The sequence below is a fragment of the Streptomyces sp. NPDC001880 genome, assembly GCF_053594575.1.
Window position 1 is genome coordinate 1 of record NZ_JBSFET010000103.1, and the last position, 18,043, is coordinate 18,043.

General features: G+C 67.7%; 15 protein-coding genes and 3 pseudogenes. 14 read left to right on the forward strand and 4 right to left on the reverse strand.

What is annotated here, in order from left to right:
- A pseudogene (locus ACWCQ6_RS31305) lies at positions 1 to 183 on the reverse strand (hypothetical protein); the annotation flags it as partial.
- Between the two features lie 25 nt (positions 184 to 208).
- Between ACWCQ6_RS31305 and ACWCQ6_RS31310 the strand changes: the two are divergent.
- The 7 genes and pseudogenes from ACWCQ6_RS31310 to ACWCQ6_RS31340 form a co-directional block, all read left to right on the forward strand.
- A pseudogene (locus ACWCQ6_RS31310) lies at positions 209 to 418 on the forward strand (IS6 family transposase); the annotation flags it as partial.
- 260 nt (positions 419 to 678) lie between these two features.
- Positions 679 to 2,289, forward strand: coding sequence for an esterase/lipase family protein (locus ACWCQ6_RS31315; protein WP_451094959.1), 1,611 nt, complete (start codon positions 679 to 681; stop codon positions 2,287 to 2,289).
- A gap of 69 nt (positions 2,290 to 2,358) precedes the next feature.
- Positions 2,359 to 5,217, forward strand: a complete 2,859-nt coding sequence (locus ACWCQ6_RS31320) for a peroxidase family protein (protein ID WP_451094961.1) — start codon at positions 2,359 to 2,361, stop codon at positions 5,215 to 5,217.
- 13 nt (positions 5,218 to 5,230) lie between these two features.
- Positions 5,231 to 6,604 (forward strand): hypothetical protein, encoded by a 1,374-nt coding sequence (locus ACWCQ6_RS31325; protein WP_451094963.1) that lies wholly within the window; start codon positions 5,231 to 5,233, stop codon positions 6,602 to 6,604.
- A gap of 43 nt (positions 6,605 to 6,647) precedes the next feature.
- The gene (locus tag ACWCQ6_RS31330; protein ID WP_451094965.1) at positions 6,648 to 8,372 is read left to right on the forward strand and encodes a thiamine pyrophosphate-binding protein; all 1,725 of its coding nucleotides are present in this window, start codon (positions 6,648 to 6,650) and stop codon (positions 8,370 to 8,372) included.
- An 11-nt stretch (positions 8,373 to 8,383) separates the two neighbouring features.
- Positions 8,384 to 10,093 carry a thiamine pyrophosphate-binding protein gene (locus ACWCQ6_RS31335; protein WP_451094967.1) on the forward strand — a complete coding sequence of 570 codons (1,710 nt, stop codon included), beginning with the start codon at positions 8,384 to 8,386 and terminating at the stop codon, positions 10,091 to 10,093.
- Between the two features lie 150 nt (positions 10,094 to 10,243).
- A complete protein-coding gene (locus tag ACWCQ6_RS31340; RefSeq protein ID WP_451094969.1) occupies positions 10,244 to 10,963 on the forward strand; it encodes an IS6 family transposase in 720 nt (239 codons plus the stop codon).
- A 444-nt stretch (positions 10,964 to 11,407) separates the two neighbouring features.
- Here the strand turns inward: ACWCQ6_RS31340 and ACWCQ6_RS31345 are convergent, their stop codons facing one another.
- The gene (locus ACWCQ6_RS31345; protein ID WP_451094971.1) at positions 11,408 to 12,133 is read right to left on the reverse strand and encodes a nucleotidyltransferase domain-containing protein; all 726 of its coding nucleotides are present in this window, start codon (positions 12,131 to 12,133) and stop codon (positions 11,408 to 11,410) included.
- Positions 12,134 to 12,226: 93 nt separating this feature from the next.
- Here ACWCQ6_RS31345 and ACWCQ6_RS31350 point away from each other — a divergent pair, with 93 nt between their 5' ends.
- Complete coding sequence (locus tag ACWCQ6_RS31350) at positions 12,227 to 12,454, forward strand: recombinase (RefSeq protein WP_451094973.1); 228 nt, start codon at positions 12,227 to 12,229, stop codon at positions 12,452 to 12,454.
- Between the two features lie 6 nt (positions 12,455 to 12,460).
- Here the strand turns inward: ACWCQ6_RS31350 and ACWCQ6_RS31355 are convergent, their stop codons facing one another.
- Complete coding sequence (locus ACWCQ6_RS31355) at positions 12,461 to 13,291, reverse strand: aminoglycoside phosphotransferase (protein ID WP_451094975.1); 831 nt, start codon at positions 13,289 to 13,291, stop codon at positions 12,461 to 12,463.
- 72 nt (positions 13,292 to 13,363) lie between these two features.
- Here ACWCQ6_RS31355 and ACWCQ6_RS31360 point away from each other — a divergent pair, with 72 nt between their 5' ends.
- From ACWCQ6_RS31360 to ACWCQ6_RS31385, 6 genes are all read left to right on the forward strand, one after another.
- Entirely contained in the window at positions 13,364 to 13,501 is a 138-nt protein-coding gene (locus tag ACWCQ6_RS31360) for a DUF5999 family protein (RefSeq protein ID WP_451094987.1), read from the forward strand.
- On the forward strand, positions 13,498 to 13,938 hold the full coding sequence (locus tag ACWCQ6_RS31365) for a hypothetical protein (protein WP_451094977.1): 441 nt from the start codon (positions 13,498 to 13,500) through the stop codon (positions 13,936 to 13,938). The genes ACWCQ6_RS31360 and ACWCQ6_RS31365 overlap by 4 nt, the downstream gene beginning before the upstream one ends.
- Before the next feature lie 90 nt (positions 13,939 to 14,028).
- Entirely contained in the window at positions 14,029 to 14,829 is an 801-nt protein-coding gene (locus ACWCQ6_RS31370) for a hypothetical protein (protein ID WP_451094979.1), read from the forward strand.
- Positions 14,830 to 14,841: 12 nt separating this feature from the next.
- Positions 14,842 to 16,383 (forward strand): B12-binding domain-containing radical SAM protein, encoded by a 1,542-nt coding sequence (locus tag ACWCQ6_RS31375; RefSeq protein ID WP_451094981.1) that lies wholly within the window; start codon positions 14,842 to 14,844, stop codon positions 16,381 to 16,383.
- Entirely contained in the window at positions 16,380 to 17,030 is a 651-nt protein-coding gene (gene tmk, locus ACWCQ6_RS31380; protein WP_451094983.1) for a dTMP kinase, read from the forward strand. Before ACWCQ6_RS31375 ends, tmk begins: the two co-directional genes overlap by 4 nt.
- Complete coding sequence (locus ACWCQ6_RS31385) at positions 17,027 to 17,473, forward strand: NUDIX hydrolase (RefSeq protein ID WP_451094985.1); 447 nt, start codon at positions 17,027 to 17,029, stop codon at positions 17,471 to 17,473. The genes tmk and ACWCQ6_RS31385 overlap by 4 nt, the downstream gene beginning before the upstream one ends.
- A 344-nt stretch (positions 17,474 to 17,817) precedes the next feature.
- Here ACWCQ6_RS31385 and ACWCQ6_RS31390 read toward each other — a convergent pair.
- Positions 17,818 to 18,043: pseudogene (locus ACWCQ6_RS31390) on the reverse strand (IS6 family transposase); the annotation flags it as partial.

Here is an 18,043-nt window from a genome sequence, read left to right on the forward strand (position 1 = left end):
GTGAGAGACGAGCACACCGCGCTCGAGCATCAGCTCCTCGACCTCCCGGAAGCTGAGCGGGAAGCGGAAGTACAGCCACACGCAGTGGGAGATGATCTCTACCGGGTATCGGTGCCCCTTTGTACGACGGCGGCGCGGACGACACGAGCGAACCCCTCCCGGCACGATCAACCACGAGATCATCTCAGGCCGGTCAGCCAACGTGACAATGCCGGCACGGCAGCGCGAACGCGCCATGAAAGGCTTCCGTAGCGTCGGCGGAGCCCAGCAGTTCCTGGCCGCGTTCAGCGGTATCTCACCCCACTTCAGGCCCCGCCGCCACCTGATGACCGCCGCCTACTACCGCACCGAGATGACCACCCGCTTCGCTATCCGGGATCAGATCACCGGCGTCGCCGGCCTGCCTGCCGCGGCCTGAGCACAGAGCCGGAACCCGGCCCCACCACACCCGACACACCGTCAGGCACGCACACACTCAACAACGTGACAGCGCCCTACGATCACATCTGGATGGGAGACCACCTCGTCCAGGCAGACGGGCGGCCGGCGGGGGGTGAGGGTGCTTTCGGCGGCCTGCCCGAGACACACCGGTCGAAACGATATTGCGCGGGCTCGGGCGTGATCGTCCGCACAGTGGTGCCTGGCCGAATTGCACGACTTTGTTAAGGGGTGATCTCCATGACCGACCGTCCTCGCCCGCTGATCCTGATCCGCGGATTCGGAGGCCCGGATGTACAGGACGAGCAGCGTGACGCCTACCAGGGATTCAACGACGGCACCGTCTATCCGGAGCGCAGGGGCGAGAATTACCTCTACGAGGGCTTTGTGCTCCGGTGCCTCAAATCGGGACTCTATCCCTATCGGGACGCCACCAATGTCGTCGGTTACTACAAGCAGGACATGCCCGCTCCGGACGACGCACCCGAGTGGCTCGTAGGCCTGGTGAGCGGCACGGTGGTCGTCGACGCCGCTCTGGCAGAGGACGTCTTCGTCCGCCAGCGGGGCGCGTCGGGGACGTTGTGGATCTACCGCTACTACGACCTCTTCCCCCGCACGCTCGAGTGCTTCGGAAAAGGGCTGGTCCGACTCATCGAGATCATCAAGCGCGGCACGGAACAAGCCGAAGAGAAATTCGCCGGTGTGGACATCGTGGCGCACAGCATGGGCGGCCTGGTGGTGCGTTCCGCACTGAAAGAGCTGGGAAAATCAGGAGAAACGAGCGGGAACCTCATCCACCGCATTGTCACCCTGGGCACGCCGCACCGCGGGATCGCGTTCGAATACCTTCCGGCCGAACTGGTCAAGCGTTTGCCGCTCGCCGCCGGGGATGAGATCGCCGCATTTGATCCGAATCACTCGAATGCCGAGGATATCGGGTTTCCCCATCAGAGAATCCTCACCGTCGTCGGCACCGACTATGGAACGTACGGCAACAAGTTCGCCAGCCTGGGCAACCGGCTCTCCACCCTCCTCAGCGAGGGCATTCTGGCCTACAACCGCAGCGACGGCCTGGTCAAACAAGCGTCCGCGCAGCTCCCCGGAGCGCCTCGAACCTTCGTCCACAAGTGCCACGGCGGCCGGGACTCCCTCGTCACCTCGCGCGAGGCGTACGAGATCGCCATGCGCTTCTTCCACGGCAGCCACCACGTCCGCCTCCATCTCGCCAACGCGAAGGTGAAGCGAGGCCATGACATCTTCGGCAGGAGCGAGTTCTACTTCGGAGTGAGCATCAAGCCCCGCTTCGTCGACTTCGACCTGTTCCACCAGAGCAGCGAGGCGGAGAACTGCTACGGCCCCTTCCACAAGGACGACTTCACGGATCCACTGCCCGACCTCGCGACGGAGTTGCGCCAACCGCTCGCGCAGTCCGGCGACGCCACCTCGGGCTGGGCGGGCCCGGACCGGTTGATCTGGGAGGGCTGGATGGACGCCTCGGTCAAACCGGCCGGGGCGAGGAGCGATGCGACCCTCGTCTTCCGACTGGACTTCTACGTCGGCGAGCGCGACACCTTCGGGGTGGGATTCTCCGACAACGTCGTCTTCCGCAAGCAGTACTACGTGCAATACGTGCCGACCCCCGCCGGACCGTCGCTCTACCGCCACACCGGCGAGAGGTATCTGAACCCGGATGTCACCCCCGAGCAGTTCGCCGCCGCCGCGGCCGACCAGAGCTCGGGGGTGCAGAAGATGGCCCCCGACGACGAGGCGCAGCCGACCCAGTGGATGTTCAGCGTCGGGGACCCCGGATTCGAGGCCGATCTCACGATCTCCCTGACCCCCGACAGCTGACCGGCTCGGCATCCCCCGCATGCCCCGCTCCACGCGACAGCGCCTCCGGTGTTCGCGAGTGTTTCAGACATGCGCGAGAACCAGCAGTACGAGCGGTACATCGGTGGCAGTCCGGAGGCCGAGCGCCTGATCTTCGAGCGGCTCGCAACCGACCTGCTGCGCGTGCAGCTGAAGGCGAAGAAGCGCAGCGGCTCCGCCGCCCTCCATCGGACGTTCCACGCCAAGGCGGTCCTCGGCGTGGAGAACGCCCGGCTGAGGTTCCACGACGACCTGCCCGCCGAACTGAGCTCGGGTTTCGCCAAGCCCGGAGCCGAGTATCCGGTCACGGTCCGGCTGTCCAACGCCGGCGGTGTCCGCCAGCCCGACCACGCACCCGACCTGCGGGGTGCGGCGCTGCGCGTCGAAGTCGGTCCCGACGAGATCCACGATCTGCTGATGACGAGCTTCCCGGTCTCGCATGCCCGCAACGCGCGCGAGTTCGTCCTCTTCGCGAAGGCCATGGCAGGCGCGGACACCCGGCTCCGCAAGGCGTTCGCGTTCTTCGTGAAGCTGCCCCTGTCCGTCGGCTGGTCCACGGCGACGCGTATGCGACGCAACGTTTCGGCCGGGGCCCGGCGTCCGGTGCGGAGCCTTGCACTGGAGACGTACTGGAGCCGTGGCGCGATCCTGTGGGGCGAGGCCGGACCGGTGCGCTATCAGCTGCGCCCCGCCGGCGCCCCCGAGGCCCCGGATCCGTCCCGCACCGATCCCGACTACCTGCGGCGTGAACTCGCGCGCCGGCTGCATCGGGCGGACGTCATCTTCGACGTGTGCGTACAGCGCTACGTGGACGGCAGGCGCACGCCCATCGAGGACGGCGCCGTCGAGTGGCGGGAAGAGGATGCGCCCGCCGTGCCGGTGGCCACTCTGACGATCCCGCGCCAGGAGTTGGACACCGCCGCGGCACGGGCCGTCGGCTCACGCATCGACCAGCTGGCGTTCAACCCGTGGAACACCACCGGTGCCTTCCGCCCCCTGGGCAACCTCAACCGGGCACGCAAGGCGGCGTACGAGGCGAGCAGCGCCCACCGCCTGGGCCTGCGCTTCGTCACGGTCGAACCGCGGCGCAACACCCTGCTCGGCCACCCGCTGCGAGCCTTCTTCCACGCCGTCAACCGCGTCGTCCCGTGGCACCGGCTGCCCACCGGGCCCGGGCTGCTCAACCTCATGGCGTTCCGGCAGACGCTGCGCCGTCACAACCTCATTGACACCGAACTTCACGAGGCCCCGCCCGTCGCCCGGCCCGCACCGGTCCCGGTCGATGAGGACCTGCGGACCCGGCGCAGCTACGACGGCTCCTGGAACGACCTCTCCGCACCGGCGATGGGCGCCGTCGGCGCCGCCTTCGGCCGCAACATGCCGTCGGTCCACCGGCCGGACCTGTTCGACACGCCCAACCCGGTCACCGTCAGCGAAAAGCTGCTGCACCGCGACGGGTTCATTCCCGCGACGTCCCTGAACATCCTCGCTGCCGCGTGGATCCAGTTCCAGGTGCACGACTGGGTCGACCACAAGCGCCACCCCGTCGGCGAGAAGTCGGTCGAGGTGCCCCTGCCTCCCGGCATGACCTGGCACAACACCCCCGGCGGTCCACCGGAGAAGGTGATGCGCTTCGCTGAGAACGAGGCCCTGTACCAGCCCGGCGGCGGACAGCCGCCGACCTTCGCCAGTGCCGTCTCGCACTGGTGGGACGGCTCGGAGATCTACGGCGGCACCGCCTCGGTCGCGAAGTCCCTGCGCGAGCCCGACGGCCGCGCCGAACTGCGGCTGGAGGAGGGGCACCTCCCGCTCGGCAACGGCCTTCCGGTCACCGGCTTCCGCGACAGCTGGTGGCTCGGCCTCAGCGCGATGACGACCCTGTTCGCCCGTGAGCACAACGCCGTCTGCCGGGCGCTGCGCGACGAGTATCCGCACATGGACGAGGACCGCATCTACCACACGGCACGCCTCGTCGTGGCGGCGCTGATCGCCAAGATCCACACGGTTGAGTGGACGCCGGCGATCCTCGCCACCAAGGCGATCGACATCGCCCTGAAGACCAACTGGCAGGGCCCGCCCAAGACCTGGCTCGACCAACTGGGCACCTGGCTGTTCGAGGCGCACGACCTCGGCGGCATTCCCCGCACTCTGCCCGACCACCACGGTGCGCCGTACTCCCTCACGGAGGAGTTCACCACCGTCTACCGGCTGCACCCGCTCATCCCGGACGACTACGAGATCGTCGAGCACCGGTTCGGCCACCGCCTCGACACCCTGACGTTCAACGACGTCCAGGGCGCCGCCACGGAGCCGCTCATCCGCAAGACCGGCCTGGCGGACACGCTGTACTCCCTGGGCATCGCCCATCCCGGGGCGATCACCCTGAACAATTTCCCCCGCTCCCTGCAGACGTTCGAGCGCGACGGAGAGGTGATCGACCTGTCAGTCGTCGACTTGGTGCGCACCCGGCGCCGCGGCGTCCCGCGCTACAACGACTTCCTGGCAGGCCTGCACAAGCCGCGCATCCGGCGGTTCGAGGACCTCTCCTCCAACCCGGAGACGGTCGCCCGGCTGAAGGACGTGTACCGCTCGGTCGACGAGATCGACACCATGGTGGGGCTCTTCGCCGAGAACCCGCCCACCGGCTTCGGATTCAGCGACACCGCCTTCCGCGTCTTCATCCTGATGGCCAGCCGCCGCCTGCAGAGCGACCGCTTCCTCACCGTCGACTTCAGGCCCGAGGTCTACACCCCGCTGGGCATGGAATGGATCGACCGCAGTGGCATGACCAGCGTCATCCAGCGGCACTGCCCCGAGCTGGCAAGCCTCCTGCCGCGCACGGCCAGCGCGTTCGCGCCGTGGCGTGCTGTCCAGCCCGTGCGCAATCACGGCGACGCGGACCACGACTGACCGGGAGAAGGACATGGCGGTACAGCAGCGAGCCACGCACACCGGCCTCGAAGACCTCCTGGCCCGGCCCCTGTGGGAGAGCGTCTTCCGGCGGCGCACCCACCGGGTCAGCAGGGGTGCGTCCGTCGCGGCCAGGTCGATGAGCTATGACTCTCCCCACCGGCCGCAGCCCCTGGGCGAGCTGGAGGAGGCCGTGCTCATCGCCCTCACCGGCTGCTCCGGCCTCAGCATGCCCGACCGGCCCTTCGAGGACCCGCGCGACCACAAGCCCATCATGGCCAAGCCGAACCTGAACATGGTGGGGCGTACGGCGGGCAGCCCCGACAACGCCCAGGGCACCCACTTCTTCATGATCAACGACAGCGGGACGTACTACCTGAGGAAGCTGCCCCCGTCACCCGAGGCGGTATTCGACCCCGACACACTGCTCGAACGGGCCGGCCGGGCGAAGGTGAAGGTGCTGGACCGCCGCCTGGACGTGGCCGAGGGCATGCGCGACTTCCCCGCCTACCTCGACTCCAACCGCTTCCTGTCCAACCTCGCGGGCACCACGGTCTTCCTGCCGGTCGTCGACCTCTCCCACCAGTACATCAACGCGTTGATGTACCTGCTGACCCAGCCCGACGGAGCCCGGCCCACCTTCGTCGACGACCGCAACTTCTACCGCCCGGCCGGGGTGCGCAAGTGGGTGCGCAACGGCTTCCTCAACCCCGACCTCAAGCTGCCGCTCGGCGCCCTGGGGCCGATGCGCACCCAGGTGGAAGCCGACCTGCTGCTGCAGAACATGATGCTGGTCGCCGACGCCATGGGACTCGGCGCCTGGATCCACGCGTCGATCAACCCCCAGCTCATGCTGGGCGACCCGAAGTTCTCCCGCACCTACGGCCGCATGCTCGGCTTCGACTTCGTCACCCCGCGCTTCAAGCCCGCCGACCTCCTGCGCTGGCAGGTGCCGCTGCCGAAGTACGCGACCCTGCGCGCCCACCCGGTGGGACTGCGGGCCGCCGGCGAACACCTCATCAAAGGCGCCTGCCCGCCCAACTACCCCTCGATGGAGGCCGCCGTAGACGCGGTGGTGCAGAGCAAGTTCGGCAAGGGCGGCATCTACGAGGACAAGGACGTCTTCAGCCGCATCTACAAGGACGGGTACGCGCCCCGCTACCTCGAAGAGGCGGGCGGGTACGACCGGCGGGTGATCGACTGCGCACGCGACGTCTGCGTGTACATCCACGCCACCCACGGGCGCTTCCCGGCCCACACCGACGCCATCCACGTGCCCGGCATCTGGCTGCAGACGCACCACGTCGAAACCGAGTACTACGAGCGGTTCTTCCGGAACGGCCTGACCGATGCCCACCGCGTTCACGCCGCGCGCTGGAAGGAGTAGCCGACCCACCCTGGGGCCCGGAAGCACGCACCGAAGGAGCGCCATGCAGGTGTACGAAGCCATCGTCAGGGGGCTGGAGAGCGCGGGTGTCGACACCGCGTTCGGCGGCAACGGCGAGAACATCGCCAGTCTGGCCCTGGCACTGGAGAAGTCGCGGAAGATCCGGCCGATCATGACCCGGCACGAGCAGGCCGCCTCGTTCATGGCGTGCGGCTACGCCATGTACACGGGCCGGCTCGGGGTCTGCTTCGCCACCGTCGGTCCCGGCGCGTTCAACCTCTTCTCCGGCCTCGCCGTCGCCCTGTCCGACTCCTACCCGGTGCTGGCCCTCACCGGTTTCGTCTCCCTGGACTGGCGCGGCCACGGCGCGGTGAACGACACGTCGGGGCGGGGCCGCACCCCCGACTCGCAGGCGATGTTCGCCGCGACGACCAAGAAGTCCTTCCTGCTCACGGACATCGCCGACACATGCGACGTCCTCGAGGAGGCCGTTAACACCGCCCTCGGGGGCCGGCCCGGCCCGGTGCACATCCACGTCCCGCAGAACCTCACCCACCGCGGCACGACCGTGGACAACTACCACGACGTCAGGCTGGACGTGGCGCCCGTGCGGCCCGACCCGGAGCGGGTCCAGACCATCGCCGGAGTGCTGGCCGACACACTGCGGGAGGGGCGCCGGATCGTCCTCCTGGCCGGCTTCGGCACGATCCGCAGTTCCGCCGAGGCGGCGGTGCAGCGCTTCGTCGAGCGTTTCCAGATCCCCGTCGTCACCACCCTGGACGGCAAGGGCGTGATCCCCGAGACCCACCCGCTCGCCGCCGGGGTGTTCTCGGAGAGCGGCCACGCGAGTGCCTGGAAGGCGTTCCGTGAAGCCGACGTGGTCCTGGCCATCGGCAACTCGCTCAACCAGCACGCGACGTTCGGCCTGCGCGAGGACCTGTTCGACGGCAAGACGCTCATCCAGGTCAACATCGACGCCGGCGAGATGGGCAAGCACTACCGGCCCGCTCACGCCCTCGTCTCCGACGCGCGTCTTGCGGTCGAGGCGCTCGGCGCGGCACTGGAGCGGGAGTCCGCTCCGGCCGGCCCCGTGCAGGTGCTCGGCCGGGACCACGAGACCCGGCACGTCCCCCACCTTCCCGGGGCGATCCATCCGGGGCGGCTGGCGCAGGCGATCGGCCGTATGCTGCCGGAGGACGCCGTGCTCCTCGCCGACGCCGGTGCCCACCTCGCCTGGCTCGGTTACTACGTCGACCTGGAGCAGGGCCAGAACTTCCGCAAGACGGGCACCTTCGGGCCGATGTCCGCGCACGTGAACGGTGCGATCGGGGTGAAGCTCGCCCAGCCCCACCGGACGGTCGTCGTCGGGTGCGGTGACGGCTGCTACTCGATGGCCGGCTTCGAGCTGATGACCGCCGTGGAGAACGACGTCCCGGTGATCTGGGTCATCTTCAACGACGACGAGTACAAGCTGGTCAAGCTTTACCAGCTCGCGACCTACGGTGAATCGGGGCTGGTGGAATTCCAGAACCCCGACTTCGCGATGTACGCGAAGGCCTGCGGTGCCGACGGCTACCACGTGGAGACGCTCGACGAGTTCGAGGCCGCGTTCCGGGCCGCCCTCACCTCGAACAGACCGACCGTGATCGACGTCAAGATCACCCGATGGGCGCTGCCCCACTACAGCACATCACCGGAAGGCGTCGTCCCCGGCATGTGGGAGGCGCTCGAGGACCGGCTCCGCCAGGGCGGACAGGCCGCGCGATGAGGGAGAAACCGATGAGAGTCTACGAGGCCATCGTCAAGGGGCTGGAAGGCGTCGGGGTGCGGGCCGCGTTCGGCGGCGCGGGGGAGAACGCCGCCGGTCTGATGCTGGCGCTGAAACATTCCCGGCAGATCCGGCCGATCATCACGCGGCACGAGCAGGCAGCGTCCTTCATGGCCTGCGGCTACGCCATGTACACCAGCCGGCTGGGCTTCTGCTTCGCGACCGCCGGGCCCGGCGCGTTCAACCTGTTCTCCGGACTGGCGGTGGCGATGTCCGACTCCTACCCGGTCCTCGCCGTCTCCGGGTACGCGTCACGGGAGTGGCAGGGATGGGGGTCGCTCAACGAAACGTCGGGCCTGAACCGCACGCCCGACTCCCGGGCGATGTTCGCGGCCACCACCAAGAAGTCCTTCCTGCTCACCGACGCCGACGACACCTGCGACGTCCTCGAGGAAGCGGTCAACATCGCCTTCGCGGGCCGGCCCGGGCCCGTGCACATCCACGTCCCCGAGGACCTCACCCACCATGGTGTCGAGGTCACGAACTTCCGGCCGATCCGGCTCGACGTCGCCCCGGTCCTGCCCGACCCGGCGCGCGTGGACGAGATCGCGTCGGTGCTGGCCGACGCCCTGGCCCAGCGGAAACGGATCGTGGCCCTTGCCGGCTTCGGCGCGATCCGCAGCGGGGCGGGACCGCAGGTCAAGCGACTGATCGAGCGGTTCCAGATCCCCTTGCTCACCACGCTGGACGGCAAGGGCATCGTGTCCGAGGGACATCCGCTCGCCGTGGGCGTCTTCGCGGACAGCGGCCACTCCAGTGCCTGGAAGGCCTTCCGCGAGGCCGACATTGTGCTGTGCATCGGGAACTCCCTCAACCAGCACGCGACGTTCAACTACCGCGAGGACCTGTTCAAGGACAAGCTCCTCATCCACGTGAACATCTCCGAGACGGAGTTCCACAAGGCGTACCCGCCCGACCACGCGTTGCTGGGCGACGCCCGCCCGGCGGTGGAGGCCCTCGTCGACGCGCTGGAGAAGAAGGTGCCCGGCGATGTGCCAGCGGCCGACGTCAAGGGCCGGGACTACGAGGCCCGGCACATCACCCACCTCACCGGGAAGATCCACCCCGGTCAGCTCGCGCAGTCGATCGGCCGGATGCTGCCGCCGCACGCCGTCCTCCTCGCGGACGCGGGCGCCCATCTGGCCTGGCTCGGCTACTACGTCGAGCTGGAGGAGGGACAGAACTTCCGCAAGGCCGGCTCCTTCGGGCCGATGGCCGGGCACGTCAACGGCGCCATCGGCCTGAAGGTCGCGCACCCGGAACGGACCGTCGTCGTCGGCTGCGGCGACGGCTGCTACTCCCTGGCCGGGTTCGAGCTGATTACCGCCGTCGAGAACGACATCCCCGTCATCTGGGTCATCTTCGACGACGAGGAGTTCAAGCTGATCAAACTCTTCCAGCTCGCCACCTACCGGGAGAGCGCCCTGGTCGAGTTCCAGAACCCGGACTTCGCGGCGTACGCGCGCGCGTGCGGCGCCGACGGCTACCGCGTGGAGACGCTCGACGAGTTCGAGGAGGCCTTCCGCACGGCCCTCGCCTCCGGCCGGCCCACCGTCATCGACGCAAAGATCACCCGTTGGGCCGTCCCCCACTACAGCCCCTCACCCGACGGCGTGATCGACGCCCTCGTGGAAGCCGTCGAAAAACGCCTCCGCGACTGATCGACCGCGCCCCGACAGCGTTTCACCCAGGCCCCCGGCCGGCACCGGCGCACCGTCCGCCTGATGCCGGGCAAGCAGCCGCGGGGCGCTGTCACGTTGGCGGATGACATGGTTGGATCTGCGGGTTGAGCATGCTGGAGGGGGATCGTCGTGGTGAACCCGACGCCGTCGTACAAGGGGCACCGCTACCCGGTCGAAGTCATCTCCCACTGCGTGTGGCTGTACCCCCGGTTCCCGCTCAGCTGCCGCGAGACTGAGGAACTGATGCTCCAACGCGGCGTGATCGTCTCCTACGAGACCGTCCGCCGGTGGTGTGCGAAGTTCGGCCAGGCCTACGCCGACGGGCTGCGCCGCCGCCGACCGCGGCCCGGTGACAAATGGCATCTCGACGAGGTCTTCATCAAGATCAACGGGGTGCGGCGGTACCTGTGGCGGGCGGTCGACCAGGACAGCAACGCCCTCGACGTCCTGGTGCAGTCCAGGCGGGACACCAAAGCCGCGAAGCGGTTCATGGCCAAGCTGATGAAGAAGCAGTGCCGGGTACCGAGGGTGCTGGTCACCGACAAACTTCGCTCCTACGGCGCCGCTCACCGGAAGCTGATGCCCTCGGTGGAACACCGCGCTCACAAAGGACTGAACAACCGGGCCGAGAACTCTCACCAACCCACGAGACAGCGGGAACGGGCCATGAAGGGCTTCCGCAGCGTCGGCGCCGCCCAACGGTTCCTGTCCGCGTTCGGCAGCATCTCACCCCACTTCCGTCCCCGGCGGCATCTCCGCACCGCCGCCGAGCATCGCCTCGAGATGACCATCCGCTTCACCGTCTGGGACCACGTCACCGAGAATATCTGCCGACCGGCCGCAGCCTGAACCGGCACCGGAACCACACCCCAGCACGCCTCGAAGCTCTACCGACCAGTCACCCGCCGTCAATGTGACAACGCCCCGTGCATTCATGAGCACGCTTGTGTCAGATGCTCACTCCTCCGACCTGATCCGGCTCAGCGGGCACGGCTCGTCGACATTCGTGACAACCTCCGCGCGCGCATTGCCGAGGCCGAGCGCGATGGCTGGCTCGGCGAGGTCGAGGGACTCCAGGTCAGCCTCGCTGGCGCAGAGGAGAAGCTTGTCCAGCTCGACCGGCGTCCGACCGGCAGCAGTGTCGTGGACCTCGGCATTCCCACCATCACCAACCCGGTCTCAAGGCCCAGCAACACAGCGCCGGCGGGGAAGCTCGAGCTCGGAGCTGAACCAACGCACAGAAGGCGAAAGGGATCTGTGGGTGATGTTGGATAGGTCAGACTGCCTGGCGAATCAGGTGCGCCAGCGGTGTGCGTACCCTTCTCGCAGTGGTCCTCCAAGCAGGTCGAGCACCTGCTCGGCCGCGGCCGCCAACGGGGTGGGATCGGCGTGTTCGGCCACAGCCTGATGGCCGTCCAGCAGGGCCTTGCCTCGTGCCGGGTCCGCGCTCAGCAGTCTGCGGGGCAGCCACTTGCCGATGCCCGTCCAGGCGTTGTGGTGAGCGGTGAGAAGGTGTGTCGCCTCACGCAGAGTGAAGTCGGCGAGGGAGAGCTGTTCGTACCGATTGGTCGGCGGGGTGTCGATCAAGTCGTCCATGAAGCAGGTGAGGCCGTAGCGGCCTCGTTCCCATTCCGCTGGGGTGAGCGGAGGTGGGCCGGCCGCGAGCACCGCTCGGGCCTGTTCGCACGTACGGGACAGATGGCCGTGGGGGTCCATCAAGGGCAGCCCCTGGTCATAGATGAACAGGACTGTGCCACGACGACGGGATCTGTCCCACTCGAAGAATTCCGGCACGTCCGCAAGGGTGTTCAGGAACAGCTCGGCCAGGCGGCCCTCGTGACGTATCACCTCACGACGGCTGGTGTCCGAGTCCGGCAGGAGGACGGCCACGTCGAGATCGCTCGTCGGAGCGGCACGACCCTGGGCGGCCGAGCCCCCCAGCATGGCGCCCAAGGCGTGTGGGAAGAGGGTTGTGACCAAGCGCAGAGCTTGGGCGGCAGGGATTTCTTGATCATTCATGGAGACTCATCGTGCCAGCCCAGGGATGCGCTCTCCAGAGGTCGAGCCCCACACCCCGTTCCCTAGTTCAGAGAAGCCTGCATCCGCTGCCCGATGCTCCAGGTCAACCCCAAGATGCTGCCCCGCCTCGCGGAGATCGAGAAGGACCTTCTCCTCCGCCGCAAACGGGCCCAGGAGGAGCACTGGCTCGTCGAAGTCGAAGGCATCGACTCGACCCTGACCTTCCTCCGCGCGAAGCAAGCCGAGGCCGCACGCCTTGCCAAGAGGACCGTCGCCAACCTCGGCATCCCACGTCCCCGTCCCGATTCCACTGGAGCCTGACCCGTGCTACCCGCCGATCCGCTCTTCAACGAACTGAGACACGCGAGTGAACCTGATCAACTCCTCTTCAGCCAGCGCACCGCCGTGTCCAACCAGTACGCCCAGGGCGACCAAGCGGAAGATCAACGCCCGCAAGAGCATCTGAGCGCCCTCGACTCCGGGGACCGCCGAGTCCACCAGGCGGGCTCCAACCTGGTGATAGAGCAGGCCATCGACCACCACGATCGCATCCGCATAGGCAACCGGTCGCCAGTACGGCGAGAAGTCAATGATCGCGGGGGCGTGGCCAGGCGCGAAGAGAACGTTTCCCGTCAGGTCGCCGTGAATGAGCTGAGCACGCGCGTCCACGGGTTCGCGGAATGCCTGCAGCCTGGTGACCAACCGCTCTACCTGCGCGGGTACTTCCGTTGTCATCTCGCCCCAGGCAACTCGATCAGCCACCGCCCACGGGTGTTGGTGCACGTCCAGTCGATCAGGTCGTGGCACGTCCCGCAGAGCCTCGTGGAAGGCTCTACCCGCAGCCAACAGGGAATCCCATCTACCGGCAGGCCCCGGCTCGCCCATCACAAATCGGGTCGCCGCCCATCCCTCGACGACGTATCCCCCGTTCACGGTGCGCAGAAATCGCGGGACACGGAAGCCCCGTCGCCCCTGCAGCCCGTCCATCAGCCTCGCTGTCCACTCGACGTCCGCGCTGTCACCGGCTGGTTTCAGCACGACATCGCCTACTCGGACACTCTGGCCCTGGCCTCCTTCGAGCGGCTCAGGCCGTCCAGTGAGCTGGAACGCCTTCAGAACGGACGGCGGCGGCAGGGCTGTGTCAGTCGCAGGAGTCACACCGTGCATCCTTCAGGACCGACACGGTCTCACGCACCCGCGTTTCAGGAGACCTGCTCACGCCACCACTCCATCCCTTCGGGTGAAGTGCAGAGAAGGACCCTGCTTTGCAACGGCGTATTGCTCTTTGACAACACTGGTGAACTGCTGCCCGACGGCCAGATCATTCCCCCGCGCCGCCCCACTGCGCTGACAGGAGCAGCCGCATGAGCACGGTGAGCCGCCTCGTCCCGTACATCACAGCCCGCGAAGGCGAGGAACCCGAATCGAGCCTGGCCCTGCGCGCGACTTTCCTCGCCGGCGGATACGTACATGTGGTGCGCCGCCGCACCGACGGGTGGGAGGGGCCGATCAGCGGTGCTGACTTGGAGCCGGCCATCGTGACCGTTGAGCGACCGCGCAGCGCTTACACCCTGGTGCACCAGATGGTGCACCAGGCCGTGATGGAGCCGGACACAGTGACCCTCTTGATGCGTGGACCGCGCCGCAAGAGCGCTTCGAACGCGGTCGCTGAATTGATGCCGCCGCGAGACGCCTGGCCGGCCGCTGCCGAACCCGGTGGGGAGCCTGCCGAGTCCAGGCCCGCAACGTTGGACGAGTACCGCATGATGCGCAGCTATCTGGTCCGGCGCCGCCTCATCCACTGAACTCGCTCCGCTTCCCGTGACCACGAGCGCAGACCCCCGTCGACGCGAGAGGCTACGGCGCAGCAACCGCACAACATGAGGAGCACTCCCATGAGCGTCCTGACGACCGATCACCCCGCCTGGATCGAGACCGAGGCCGGTGGCCGTGCGCGAGCCGTGCACACCGCCACCGGGATCTGGGTCCTGTCGTGGGACCGAGATGGCCTGCACATGAGCTGCGTGGACGGCGCCGAGGACGTGAAGCCTGAGTTTGTCATCACCGATCCCGCTTGCCTGCCCAGCAGCGTCCCCGCCGAACTCAAGACCGGACTCGATGACCTCGGTCTCACCCGGCGACTCGCCAACCCGTGGCTGTGGGACGCGATCACCACGGTGATCCTGCGTCAGGTCGTGCGCGCCGGCCAGGCACGCAAGCTCTACCGGGTCTGGTGCAGGACCTACGGAACCACTGTCGCCAGCCCGTTCGGTGATCTTGCCGTCGCTCCCACGCCCCTGCAGGTACTGGCGCTGGACGATGAAGAGTTCGCAGCCGTCGGAGCCAAGTTCCACCGCAGCGTGTTGCAGGCCGCCGCCCAGCACTACGAGCTGCACGCCGTCAACTGGCTCTGTATGGAAGCCCCCGAATTGGCAGCCGCGCTGACGAGCGTTCCCCGCATCGGCCCGTGGACTGCTGCGGCAGCCGCGGCCGACGTCACCGGCGACTTCAGCGTCTACCCGCACGACGACCTTGCCGTGCGTACCTGGGCCGCGCAGATCGCGCCCGCCTACCCCTGGCCGGACAAGAAGGACAAGGCGTTCGGCCCGATGTGGACCGGCATGGCCGGTCCCGACAGCACTGCTCTGCACACCCTGACCCTCTCCACCCTCACCTGGGGCTCCCATGCCCGCTGACCTGGAGGATCGATGCAGCAGTTATCTCTCATCTCAGGTGCTGACCCGGCGCACGCACTCGACGCGCTGTTCGTGAACGCGCCGCTGCGCGATTACGACCAGCGCCCGCGGACCAACGACTACACCCTGCCGGTACTGGGCATGGCGTACATTGCCACGTACGCACAGAAGGCCGGTTTCAACGTAGGGGTACTCGACGCCGAGTCGCACGGGCTGGGCATTGTCGAGACCGCGGAACTCGTCAACGCAGCACGGCCCCGGTGGGCAGCCATGAACCTCCTCGCCCCCACCTACGAAATGTCCGCACGCATCGCGGCCAACCTCGATCCCAATGTTGCCCTGATGGTCGGCGGGCACCACGCCAAGGCCATGCCCGACCGAGTCCTGGCCGACCCGCGTATGGCCAACCTGCGGGCCCTCGTCCTTGGTGAGGGAGAACTACGCGTCGCCGCGCTGCTGGAGGACGAGCAGCGCCGCCGTGAACTTCCCGGGGTGCTGTGGCGTGACCCGCTGCTCGGCACCCGGGCCGCCGGCGTTCCGGTCGGCAAGCCCGATCCGCAGATGCTCGGTCCGGAGATCAACGGCCTCCCGTACGTGAACCGGGCCTTCCTCCCCCAGGACCCCTACCGGGCCGCGCCCACGCACGCGGACCGGTGTCTCGCCGTGAGCCGCGGTACGGACCTGCTGAAGGCGGCCGCCCGTAGCGGCCGCATGGAAGCGAACATCGTCGGGAGCCGCGGCTGCCCCTACAACTGCGCCTTCTGCGGTGCCGCCGTCAGCGCCAATCCCGACCTCACCATCCGGGTACGCAACCCCGAAAACATCATCGGCGAGCTGGACCAGCTGCACGATGAATACGGGGTGACCGCGTTCCGGTTCGTCGACGACCTCTTCCTCGGCCTGCGCCGGGTCATCGAGGAACAGATGGATGCCTTCACCCGGCACCGGATCGGTGAGCGCTATGTGTGGGATGCCACCGGACGCATCAACGTCCTGGACCGGCTTGACGACCGCGAGCTCGACCGCCTCGTGAGCAACGGGCTGCGCGAAGTCGCGCTCGGTATCGAGTCCGGCAGTGACCGCGTCCTCAAGGCGATGGACAAACGGATCGACGCCGAGATGACCGAACGCGTCGCCCGCCGCCTGGTCAAGCACGGCATCGGCGTGAAGGGGTACTTCATCCTCGGATTCCCCGGCGAATCCCACGACGACATCGAGGCGACCGTCCGCCATATCCGCAACCTCTGGGCCATCGCCGACAGCAATCCTGGCGACGTACGGGCGAGCGTGTTCGAGTTCCGCCCCTACCCCGGAACACCTGTCTGGACGACCCTCACCGACGCCGGCCACCACCCCGACGACCTCCTCGCCTACGGCGACGTCGACCTCACCGAAGACGGCGCCGACGAATCCATGCGTGAGCGCGACGAGTTCAACTTCTCCGTCAGCATCCAGTTCGGTGACGTCCCTCTGGCCAAGGTCCGCTCCACCCTGGCCACGCTCACCCGCGAGCAGCACCAGCGCAACCAGAGCACACAGGGGGCTGCAGCATGATGCCGGGACGAGGACAGTTCATCACGCTCGACGGCCCCAGCGGCGTCGGAAAGTCCACCACCATCCGGGCCCTGCGCGACGAACTGACCAGACGGGGCATCGTCGTCCGCCAGACCCTGGAACCCACCACCAGCGACCTTGGCCGCTTCATCAGCGCACACTTCAGCCATATCCGCGGGCACGCCCTGGCCTGCCTCGTTGCCGCGGACCGGTACGAACACGTCGAGCACGAGATCGAGCCCTGGCTGAGCGCCGGCGATACCGTGGTCTCCGACCGGTACCTCGCCTCGACGCTCGTCATGCAGCAGCTCGACGGCGTGCCGCTGAAGTTCCTGCTCGACCTGAACGCGCACGTCCTGATGCCGGACCTGGCAGTCATCCTGACCGCGGACCCCGGCCTCATCGCCGAACGGATAGCCTCGCGCGGCCCCCACAACCGCTTCCACCGCGACCCAACCGCACCTGGCCGCGAAGTCAGCCTCTACAACCAGACCGCTCAGACCCTCCGGTCGGCCGACGTGCCGGTACTCGTCGTGAACACCGGCACCGCCACTCCTGCGGAGGTTGCGGCCACAATCGCTGACGCGATCGCTGATCCGGCGATAGCGTCGAATGCCCCATCGTCAACAACCCCTCAGGGACCATGACACCGCAACTCGCACAACCCGTCATCGATACCCACGTCATCCTCCGCGCGGGCGACAAGCTGCTGCTCTCCCAACGCGGCGGCCCATACGGATACGGCCGCTGGCACCTGCCGTCCGGCAAGCTCGATCAGGGCGAGCCCCTGCCGGACGGGGCCGCCCGTGAGCTGATGGAGGAGACCGGGGTATCGGTCGACCCCGCACACCTGCGCCTGGTGCACGTCGTGCACCACAAGCAGAGCGACACCGTCGAACGCATCGGGTTCTTCTTCCTGGCCACCAAGTGGACCGGAGAGCCCGACAACCGGGAACCGGACAAGTGCCTGGCCCTGGAGTGGCACACCGTGCACGACCTACCCAAGGACATCATCGAGTACCCCAGGGAAGGGCTCCTCGGGTACCTGGACGGCGACGGCAGAGCAATGACGGAACACGGCTGGACCTGACCCTCAGAACGAAGGCCGAACTCCCCACTGAGAGGAGTTCGGCCTGTTCATCGCTGTAGCGTCAAACCATGACATAGGTCCAATACCGGTGATAGGTGCTTGCTGGTCGGTTTGGTGGGTGGGACCAGTGTGATTGCTTCTGCAGGTGGTCGGGGTGGGTTGCGGTGGTGGGTGTGTTTGAGGCGCCAGTTGGCCATCTTGCGTTTGATGACACGGGGTTGGAACGTTGCCTGCGGGGTGGCAGGAGTCGTTCCAGCAGCTCACGGACGGGCGTTGTCATGTTGGTGGGGTGTTGATCGATTGAGGGCGCGTCAGGGCGTGTGGGGGTCGGGCGTGGGCCTGGGTCACGCCGCGGTGGGCGGGGCGGTGGTGCCGGTGATCTGGTCCCAGATCACGAAGCGGACGGTCATCTCGGTGCGGTGGTCGGGGGCGGTCATCCGGTGCCGGCGTGGCCGGAAGTGGGGTGAGATGCCGCTGAACGCGGACAGGAATCTCTGAGCTCCTCCAACGCTGCGGAAGCCTTTCATGGCGCTTCCGCGCTGCCTCGTTGGCTGGTCGGAGTTCTCGGCC